This window comes from Phenylobacterium sp. LjRoot225, from assembly GCF_964252855.1.
GTDB lineage: Bacteria > Pseudomonadota > Alphaproteobacteria > Caulobacterales > Caulobacteraceae > Phenylobacterium.
On the sequence record NZ_CAXUPL020000005.1, the window covers coordinates 239,085 to 248,564 of the forward strand.

Below are 9,480 nucleotides of genomic sequence, written 5' to 3' on the forward strand. Positions count from 1 at the left end.
CCCGGCGCCGCTCAACCTCGTCCGACGCGTCGTCTCACCGTGCGCCACTCCCCCTCCGGCGTCCTGTCCCGATACGTTCCCCATCCGCTCACCAGCGCCCGCACGACCTTGCTCCCCACCCGATACGCCGCCTCATAGGCCGGGATCCCGCCACCCGGATACGGCGCCGTCACCGACTCCAGCGCACTCTGCCCCTCATGGGCGACCGTGTAATTCGACGCCGTCCGCAGCACCATGAAGCGCTTCCCGTCCGCCTTCCCCATCCGGTCGAGCCGGACCATGGCCGAGGCGATCGCCGAATCCTCCATGTTGCTCATGGCGAAGCGGCCCTTGCCCGCCGTCAGCATCTTCACCCAGTCGCGCGCATATTGGTTCATGTAGCGGCCGTGCCAATAATGGTCGGCGGCGAAGCTTTCGCCCTGGAAGACCTGCGGCCGCGCCTGCGCCTTGGGGAAGCCGGTCCATTTCTTCGCATAGTCGGCCATTTCGGGCGTGTATTGCAGCTCGACGTCGCGGGTCAGCGCCAGCGCCCAGTCGGCGAGCGCGGGGTTGAGCGGGAAGACCAGGGGATATTCGCCGTCGGGGCCATAGCCCTGCGCCGATGAGGGCAGCACGTTGGGCCGGTCGGCGCCGTTGACATAGACGCCGTAGGGCCAGTCGGCCGGCGCTTCGCGCATGTCGATCGACTGGGCGACGTCGTTGACGACATATTTCGCCCAGGCCGCCGATCCGATCGCGCCCTCGGCCGGATCGACGCCGGCGATGCCCGCGACCAGCCAGTAGCTGCGGCGCAGGTCGAAGCGCGGATCGGCGCCCAGCGCCATGATCGACGGGCCGGCATTGACCAAAGACATGCCCGTCAGGATCGCGACGACGCTATGATCGGCGTTGCTCATCAGCGGATGGACGCCGCCGGGGAAGGCGATCGTCTCGGTCAGATGCTCGCGTTCGATCCAAAGCTGGAGCTCGCCGGGCTTGTCGCCGGTGTCCTTGCCGTTTTCGAAGGTGGTGATGATGACGACCTTCGGGGTCCAGGGGGCCGGGGCGGCGGTGAGCTGCGACGGGAGGACAAAGGCGAGGCAGGCGAGGAGGATCGGGGTGAGGCGCATGTGGCTCCGGTCGGGGGGGTGGGTTAATTCCTGCCCGAGCTTGTCTCGGGGAGGCAGCGTAAAGCGCTGACGGAAGGCCTTCTCCCTCATCGCGCCGCGACGTCGCGTTCGAACGTCGCGAAGTCCTGTTCGAGGCGCCATTGCACGGTCGCTTTGGCGCTATCCTTCAGGATTGTGGCGCAGAGTTCGGCGGGCGTGGCGGCGGTTGCGAGGGTGGCGCATTCGCTGCGGAGCGCCCCCACCTTGCTGTCGCGCCACAGGCTGGCGCCGGGGAGGAAGGCATATTCGAGGGCGTTGCGGGACAGCGCCTTGATGTCGGCATAGGTCAGCTTCTGCTCGCGGACCGCGCGGACATATTCGTGGGTGAGGTCGATGCGCAAAACACCGGGATCGTCGGTCGACAGGACGACGGGAACACCGGCCGCGCGATAGAGGCGGAGCGGATGCGCGGAGCCGCGGACGCCGAGGATGACGTCATTGCTCGACAGGTTGATCTCCACCGCGATGCCACGCCCGGCCATCGTCGCCAGCAGAGCGGGCGCGTTCGGTTCATAGGCGATGTCGACGCCGTGGCCGATCCGGCGGGCGCCGGCGATGGTGACCGCCTCGTAGATGTGGGAAGCCAGGTCGGCCGGCGGGACGAGACCGCCGGTCAGCTCGCCGGCGTGGAGCGATGCCTTCACCCGCGGATAGCGGGCCGCCAGATAGCGGAACATGCGCATCTGCTGCCCATAATTGGAGATGGCGGCGGGATCATCCTCGGGTTCGAGAATGTTGACGCCGACGATGCGGGGATCGGCGTCGGCGAGCGCGAAGGCCATCATCATCTGGGCGAAGACGGTCTCGGGCGGCAAGGTGCGGGCGATCGCGGCCATGTAGCGGACCTCGACACCGCAGCCGGGTTCGGCGCCGGGCTGGCCGCAGCGGAGCAGCGCGGCGGCCTGGGTCTCGGCCTGGGTGAGTTCAGCGCGGGCGGCGGCGATACGGCCTTCGATGTCCGGGGCCATCGCGCTGAACAGCGTCTGCGGGTCGGTTTCGCCGGCAAGGCCCTTCCCCGCCGCGCCGGCCGGCCACAGCGCTTCGAAGTTGAACATATACTCGACGTAGAGCGTGTGCTCCTGCGCCGCGGTGCGGCGGATGAGGGCGAGTTCGCGCGGGGTCGCCTTGGGGTAGAGCGCGCCGATCCGCTCGAACGTCGCGAAGAAGCGGTCGTGCTGCGGGATGGCCGGCGGCGGATCGGCCGGAGCGGACAGCGCGTCGATCATCTGGCGGCGGAGCGCCGCGTCCTGACCCAGCGATGCGGCGGGCGGGCTGGCGGAGGGGTCGCAGGGCGGCGGGACGAAAGCGAGCTTTTCGCGCGAGATGCAGAGGCGGTCCTGCACGGCCCAGCCGATATAATCCTCGGCAAAGGCCGCGCCCCACGAATGGAGGTGGAGATTGCCGCCCTTCGGAAAGGCCTGGAGGAAGAGGCGGAGGCGGGCTTCGTCGTCGCGTATGGCTTCGAGCGCGGCGGCGGTGCGGGTTTCGGGGGTGGGGGCGGCCTGGACGGAGGTGGCGGCGAGCGCGGCGAGGATGAAGGTCGTGATCGATTTCGTGATCGATTTCGTGCGCACGCGTTGGTTCCCCCCCGGTTCCTGCCGGCCGGGGTTATCTGCACGAGCCTGCCCTTGTCTAAGGCTATGCAGGTGGAAGTCATCGCGGCGAAGACGGATGCCACAATTCTACGCGCGCCGCTGGAGCCAAACATCAATCACCGCGAAACTGCCTTCGGCGGCAGCGTTTCAGCTCTTGCGATCCTGTCGGACGCTAGTCTGTGGAATTGTCGTCGTACATGATCAGCTTCACGCGACGCCGGAGCATCGCTGCGACAGCGGCCGCAGCTGGAGAGAGCGAACGGCGTTTCAGCGAACACATGGTGATCTTGATGTGGCCTGCGGCTCGGAAGAGCTCCCGAAGCGACCCGCTTCGCAGCTCGTCTTGGATGGCGAAGGCCGAGGAGAGCCACAGGGCGTCCGTGGCGGCGGCGAGGCTCGCCAGAGCCGAAAAATCCTCGATGACATTCGGCGGCCCAAGGATGTGGTCGGTGACTTCCTCGGGGACCGCAACACCGGTCCAACTCGACCGAAGGAGCGGGTATCGACCGCCCGTGGAGCCTTCGCGCAGGAGTGGGTGATCGGCGCGGACGATCACGCTGAGCGGAAATTCTCCCAGCACCTCCAGGCGCACCTCGGACAGGTCGTGCGTCGGCGGGTTCGGATCGACGAAGAACTCGATCTCGCCGGCAAGGAGCATCGTCCAGAGCGCGTCCACGTCACGGACCAGAACCTCGTTTGTCACCGCCGGAGCAACAGCAAGGCGGTCGGTCAAGGCTCCCGAAAGCAGGGTGTGCGCCGGCATCGGCGCCATTCCGAAGCGAACGCGTCCAGCCTCGCCTCGAGCCGCCAGCATCGCTTGATGTTCCAGATCATCGGCGTCGCGAAGCAGAACGGCGGCCCGATCGGCCATCCTGCGGCCTTGTGGGGTGATGCGGACCCCGCCGCGATCTCGATCGAAGAGCCGTATGTCCAGCTGCCGCTCGAGCGCCTGGATCGACCGGCTCAGCGTCGGTTGGGTGACCCCGAGTTCGTCGGCGGCCCGCACATAGTTCAGATGGCGTGCGAGCACGACGAGGTGCCGCAGACTGCGAAGGTCGAGCAATACGTCATCCGTATAAATAGCGCCGATGATATGCATTGGACGATCAGACGCCAGGCTGCAACCATGCTCTCGGAGAAGCGGTGCTTGGGATGAGCGGGCGAGGCGCCCGACCCCTTGGCAGACAAGCCGCGTGCAGGGAGGCAATCGATGGCGCCCATCAAGATCCTCGACCCGACCGCGCGGCGCGCGGACGACAATGCAAGCCCGGGGCCCGATGCTGGCCCTCTCGCCGGCAAGCGCATCGGCTTCCGCCTCGACCAGATCTGGCGCTGCTGGGACTGGATCAGCGAAGACTGGGCGGCCAAGCTCCGCGAAGCGGGCGCGGAGGTCTCGTACTGGCGCTCGACGAACCGCTCCGGCGAAGAGGGCGAGGAACAGAGTTCCTCGCTGCAGGCGTGGCTGAAGACCATCGACGTCGCCGTCGTCGGCCTCGCCAATTGCGGATCCTGCACCGGCTGGACGATCCGCGACGCCATCGCCGCGGCCAATACTGGCGTTCCGACCGTCGCCGTCGCGACAAGCAACTTCGAGGCCTTCGCCCATGAGTTGGCGCGGCGCGGCGGGCGCTCGGGACTGCGCGTCCACGTCCTGCCGTACCCATTGAACGAGCTTTCGCAAGAAGAAGTGCTGCCGGTCGCCGACGCCTATTTCGCCGGCCTGCTCGAGGTCATGGGCGCCAGCTGCGCCAAGCGGGAGAAGGTCGCGTGATCCACAAGATCAAGCCGTCCAGCCGCAGGGCGTTGGTCCCGAAAATCCTTGTCAGCCGCGACTGTGGGCCGGCCGGCTGTGAGATCGACTGGCTCTCCAGCCGCCAGATCGAGGCCGATGACGACCCCGAGGCCTTGATCGAACTGTCGCTTGCGCAGGGCTGGGGCGACGGGCTGCCGCTCGTCGCGCCGACCTCAGGTCGGGTGCGCGCCTTCCTGGCGGCGAACGACCGCTATCCGGACGAGCTCATCGCGCGCATGCCCGACGAGTCCGAATGCACGGTCGAGAAGATCGTCATCAATGCGGTCATGGCGGGCGCGCCGGCGGAGTCGCTGGAGCTGATCATCGCCGCGATCCAGGCGATCGCCGAGCCGGACTTTGAGCTCTACGGCCTCAACGCCACGACCGCGCCAGTCTACCCGGCCTTCGTCGTCAACGGCCCGGTCCGCGAGAGGCTGAAGATCCCCTACAGCTACGGCTGCGCCGGCGGCGTGGCGACTCGAGCCGTGGCGATCAGCCGAGCGATCCGGCTCATCATGCGCAACGTCGCCGGCCAGAAGCCGGGCGTGAGCTCGCAGACTACCTTCGGCTCGCCGGGGCGCGTCACAGGCCTTTTGCTGGGCGAATGGGAGGAGAAGTCGCCCTGGGCGCCGCTCGCAGAGCGCCGGGCGGGCGTGAGGGGCGACGCGGTCACCTCGTTCGGCACGATGGGGACGATGAACATCCTCGACACGACGTCGATCGGCGCGCACGCCTTCTTCGAGATGATCGGCAAGTCCGTCGCCTATCCCGGGGCCAACTGCTTCTCGCCGTCGATGGAATACAGCGAGATGATGATCGGGATTAACCCGATCTGGGCCGAGCTGATCGCCAAGGAGGTTCCGCGGATCGAAGACGTCCAGGAGCTGATCTGGAGGCAGGCGAGCGTGCCCGGCGACTGGCTCGAGCCGCTGCATCGGGGGCAGGTCGAGGCGCAGGGCCGGATCCGCGAGGACGGCCGGATCTATGTGACGCCGGAGCCCAAGGACATCATCCTGTTCGTCTGCGGCGGGCTCGGCGGGCTGCATGCGCTCGGCCTGCACAGCTTCGGCAGCTGCCTCACGCAGACAAAGCCGATCGCGAAGGCCGTCGCGGCTGGCCAGGTAGAAGCCGCGGAATAGGAACCGATGGACTTCGCGCAAAGCTCGGCGATCGTGAGCGGCGGCGCCGGCGGGCTCGGCGGGGCCACCTTGCGTCGGCTGGTCGAGCTGGGTGTCGGAGTCGTGGTGTTCGAACCGGACGGCGCTCGGGCGAGCGCTCTGGCCCGTGAGCTCGGCGATCGGGTCGTGGCGCTCGAAGGCGATCACAACAACGACCAGGATATCGCCGCCGCTATCGCGGCGGCGCGCAAGCTCGGCGTCTTCTCGATCAACGTCAATTCGGCCGGGGTGTCGATCCCGACTCCCGTGACAGCCGATATTGAGGGCGCGCCGCACGACATGCAGGTCTTCCGGAGCATGATCGACCTGCACCTCATGGGCCCCTTCAACATGTCGCGTCTGTGCGCCGCGGCCTTCGCCAGCAACGCGCCCGACGCGGACGGTCAGCGCGGCGTCATCATCAACACCTCCTCGACGGCGGCGTTCGACGGACAGCCCAACCAGGTCGCCTATGCGGCGGCGAAGGCGGGGATCGCCGGCATGACCCTGGCGATGGCGCGCGATCTGGCGGCGATTGGCGTGCGGTCCTGCGCCATCGCGCCGGGCCCCATCTGGACGCCCCGTCTCGCCGGAGCGAGCGACGAACTCAAGGCGGAGCTCGTCCGCAACATCGCCTTTCCGAAGCGCTTCGGTCGGGCCGAAGAGTTCGCCTCGCTGGTCGAAGCGATCCTGCGGACGCCGTTCCTCAACGGTCAGACGATCCGCCTGGACGGCGCGCTATCCACGCCGTTGACGCCGATGAGGCCGCCCGCGCGCGAGGGGTGAGACCGCAGAAGGGCTCGCAAAAGCAGAGCGAGGGGTCGTTTGGGAAGGAGACACAGGGCATGCGGATAAGCCGCGTCGGGACCGTCGAGACTAGCTTGGGCGAGGGTCCCGTCTGGGACGTGGCCGAGCAGGCTTTGTATTTTCTCGATATCGGGCGGCGGATTATTCACCGCTACGCGCCCTGCGATGGAAGCCTGCAAGGTTGGGAGGCGCCGTCCGGCCCGGGCGCGCTGGCCCTGCGTGAAGAGGGCGGAGCCGTCGTCGCGATCAAGGACACCATCTACACGCTCGACTTCGAAAGCGGCGCGTTCGAACCGCTGGCGACGGCCCAAGATCAGCCCGCGGCGGCCACCTTCAATGACGGCAAGGTCGACCGCCAGGGGCGGTTCATAATCGGCTCTTGCTCGACCAATCTGGAGGCGCCGACTCCGATCGGCGGGATCTACAGCCTGCCGCCGGGCGGGAGCCTGCAGAAGATCGCCGGCGACATCGCCTTCTCGAACAGTCCCTGCTTCTCTGCAGACGGCAAGACGCTCTACTTCTCCGACAGCGCCCGGCACGCCCTTTACGCCTACGAGTACGACACGGCGACGGGAGCGGTCGGCGGGCGACGTTTGCTGGCCGACGTGAGTTCGCTGGGCGGCATGCCCGACGGCGCCACCGTCGACAGCGATGGCCTGATTTGGGTGGCGATCTTCCGAGGAGCCAAGGTCGCGGCATTCCGCCCGGACGGACGGCTGGAGCGCACCATAGACCTGCCGGTTTCGCTCCCGGGCAGCGTGATGTTCGGCGGCGCCGACCTCGATCAGCTGTTCGTCGTCACCATCGATCCGGCCTACTTCAACGAACCAACCGAAACCGGCGCGGGATGGCTGTACGTCGTGGAGGGGCTCGGAGCGCGTGGGCTGCCCGAGCCGCGGTTCGCGGGCTGACCGAGACTACAATTCAACAGCTAACACGCTGCCTCCTTATCCCATCTGGGACAGGACCTGCCCGCGCCGTTTTGGCATTCTCCGCCTAGCCATTTTACAGGTCGATGAATGCCCCAACTCACAGTCAGCACCGCCGACGGCGAAACCTACACGCTCGAAGCTCCGATCGGCATGAGCGTGATGGAAGTGATCCGCGACGGCGGTGTCGACGAACTGCTCGCGCTGTGCGGCGGCGTCAGTTCCTGCGCCACCTGTCACGTCTACGTAGATCCGGAGTTCGCCGACCTCGTCCCCGTGATCAGCGAGGATGAGAACGATCTTCTCGACGCCTCGAGCCACCGCGATGGACGGTCGCGCCTCTCCTGCCAGATCCGCATGAGCGACAGCCTTGCGGGCCTTCGCGTCACGATCGCGCCAGAGGGCTGACAACTAGAGCATTCGGCGTGTGAGTTGAATCAAACCACAGTCGAGTTTTGGCAAGGCGCAGCTATGAATGGAAGCCCCAATCAATACAGGCGAGAGGCCGACCTCGTCGAAAAGATGGCTGATTCGATCTCGCTCCACACCGATAAGCAGGCATTATTGGCGGAAGCGATGCAGTTGGGTCGCATGTTCTGGGTCGCGTGAGCGGCCGCTGTTCTGCTGACGAGCCCCGGCGCGCACTCCGCGCCCGCGAATCCGGGAGCGCCGGAGACGGTGAAGATCTGGCCTGGTCCGCCGCCGGGCACCGAGCTGAACCTGACGACGCCGACGCTCACCATCTTCCGCCCGCGCCCTGGCCAAGCCAACGGCAAGGCCGTGATCGTCTGCCCCGGCGGCGCGTTCCAGGCCCTCGCTTTCAGCCTAGAAGGGACCGACGTGGCGAAATGGCTCGCCGATCGCGGCGTAACCGCCTTCGTCCTGAAGTACTGGGTGCGCCGCCAGTCCGGATTTCGATTGCCCACTGATCTGCGCAATCATCCCGAGCAATTCGACGACATGGCGCGTCTGATCGAGCCAGGCCGCGGGATTGCGGTCGCCGACGCAATCCAGGCGATCCGCTTCGTTCGCGCCAACGCCGCTCAGTACGGTATCGCTCCGGACCGGGTTGGGCTCATGGGCTTCTCCGCGGGCGCCATGACGACGATGGGCGTTGTGATGGACGCCCCACGCGCCGATCGCCCGAACTTCGGCGCGCCGATCTACGGCGCGATGGAGGACAAGGTTCCGCCGAAGGGAGGGCCGCCTCTGTTCATCGTCGCCGCCCAGGACGACGCAACCATCCCGGTCGGCAAGAGGGTCGAGATCTTTTCCCGTTGGACGGCGGCGGAACTGCCGGCGGAGCTGCACATCTACGATGATGTCGGCCACGGCTCCGGAACGCTTGCGCGGGGCAAGCCGGTGGACAACTGGCCGGTCGCCTTCGACGCCTGGCTGCGTTCCCATGGTTGGGTCGGCAGCAAGGCCCCCTGACCCCCACTCACGCTGGTCGCATGACGCCGCCCCTTCCCCTAGAGGCCGATCCTGGAAACAGGGGCCGAAGACGAAAGACAAGACAGATGATCACTCGCCAGCTGAATTTCTCGGGTCGTGTCGCGGTCGTAACGGGCGGCGCCACAGGCATCGGCTACGAAACCGCCCACCAACTGGCTGAGCTCGGCGCTCACGTGGTCATCGCCAGCCGAACCGCGTCCGAACTCGAGGCTGCGGCCGCAACGATCCGAGAGCAAGGCGGTGGCCGTGAACGGCGGTCCCGCTTTGGGAGGCATGAGCCTCGAGTGAGTTTCTCGACCGAGGTGGAGGCACGAGAAGCGCGCTGACAAACGTCCGAGAAGGGGCGTTCGGGCTCGTCTGGCACCGCGGTCGAAGGTCCGGTTACTGGAGCGGTGCTCGAGGCCGCTGTTGGCGCATGCGGGCCGCCGCGCGGTTTAGCGCTCACAGCATGAGGACCCCGCCGTTGGCGCGGATCACCTGATCCGTCACGAAGCGACTGGCGTCAGGCGCCAGGTAGAGCGCCGCCAGCGCGATGTCTCGGGGCGCGCCGATGATGTTGAGCGGCGACGGTCGAGGTAGGCCGAGGACGGACCCTTG

At 67.1% G+C, this 9,480-nt stretch carries 11 protein-coding genes; 8 read left to right on the forward strand and 3 right to left on the reverse strand.

Annotation, left to right across the window (positions count from 1 at the left end; translation table 11 throughout):
* Positions 1–11 precede the first annotated feature (11 nt).
* Positions 12–1,109 (reverse strand): purine nucleoside permease, encoded by a 1,098-nt coding sequence (locus tag ACSQ2B_RS24590; protein ID WP_436054035.1) that lies wholly within the window; start codon positions 1,107–1,109, stop codon positions 12–14.
* Positions 1,110–1,195: 86 nt separating this feature from the next.
* A complete protein-coding gene (locus ACSQ2B_RS24595; RefSeq protein WP_436054036.1) occupies positions 1,196–2,722 on the reverse strand; it encodes an adenosine deaminase family protein in 1,527 nt (508 codons plus the stop codon).
* Positions 2,723–2,776: 54 nt separating this feature from the next.
* On the opposite strand from ACSQ2B_RS24595, the gene ACSQ2B_RS24600 reads away from it, so the two are divergent.
* Positions 2,777–2,944, forward strand: coding sequence for a YiiD C-terminal domain-containing protein (locus ACSQ2B_RS24600; RefSeq protein ID WP_436054037.1), 168 nt, complete (start codon positions 2,777–2,779; stop codon positions 2,942–2,944).
* Here ACSQ2B_RS24600 and ACSQ2B_RS24605 read toward each other — a convergent pair.
* Positions 2,916–3,842, reverse strand: a complete 927-nt coding sequence (locus ACSQ2B_RS24605; RefSeq protein WP_436054038.1) for a LysR family transcriptional regulator — start codon at positions 3,840–3,842, stop codon at positions 2,916–2,918. The two genes, ACSQ2B_RS24600 and ACSQ2B_RS24605, sit on opposite strands and share 29 nt — an antisense overlap.
* Before the next feature lie 111 nt (positions 3,843–3,953).
* On the opposite strand from ACSQ2B_RS24605, the gene ACSQ2B_RS24610 reads away from it, so the two are divergent.
* The 7 genes from ACSQ2B_RS24610 to ACSQ2B_RS24640 all read left to right on the forward strand — a co-directional run bounded on the left by ACSQ2B_RS24610 (position 3,954) and on the right by ACSQ2B_RS24640 (position 9,209).
* Entirely contained in the window at positions 3,954–4,514 is a 561-nt protein-coding gene (locus ACSQ2B_RS24610; protein ID WP_436054039.1) for a UGSC family (seleno)protein, read from the forward strand.
* Entirely contained in the window at positions 4,511–5,674 is a 1,164-nt protein-coding gene (locus tag ACSQ2B_RS24615) for a hypothetical protein (RefSeq protein WP_436054040.1), read from the forward strand. The genes ACSQ2B_RS24610 and ACSQ2B_RS24615 overlap by 4 nt, the downstream gene beginning before the upstream one ends.
* 6 nt (positions 5,675–5,680) lie before the next feature.
* Positions 5,681–6,478 (forward strand): SDR family NAD(P)-dependent oxidoreductase, encoded by a 798-nt coding sequence (locus ACSQ2B_RS24620; protein WP_436054041.1) that lies wholly within the window; start codon positions 5,681–5,683, stop codon positions 6,476–6,478.
* Positions 6,479–6,573: 95 nt separating this feature from the next.
* Positions 6,574–7,410 (forward strand): SMP-30/gluconolactonase/LRE family protein, encoded by an 837-nt coding sequence (locus ACSQ2B_RS24625; protein ID WP_436054042.1) that lies wholly within the window; start codon positions 6,574–6,576, stop codon positions 7,408–7,410.
* Positions 7,411–7,518: 108 nt separating this feature from the next.
* Entirely contained in the window at positions 7,519–7,836 is a 318-nt protein-coding gene (locus ACSQ2B_RS24630; RefSeq protein ID WP_436054043.1) for a 2Fe-2S iron-sulfur cluster-binding protein, read from the forward strand.
* A 270-nt stretch (positions 7,837–8,106) separates the two neighbouring features.
* A complete protein-coding gene (locus ACSQ2B_RS24635; RefSeq protein WP_436054044.1) occupies positions 8,107–8,862 on the forward strand; it encodes an alpha/beta hydrolase in 756 nt (251 codons plus the stop codon).
* An 86-nt stretch (positions 8,863–8,948) separates the two neighbouring features.
* On the forward strand, positions 8,949–9,209 hold the full coding sequence (locus ACSQ2B_RS24640; RefSeq protein WP_436054045.1) for an SDR family NAD(P)-dependent oxidoreductase: 261 nt from the start codon (positions 8,949–8,951) through the stop codon (positions 9,207–9,209).
* The last annotated feature ends 271 nt before the right edge of the window (positions 9,210–9,480 follow it).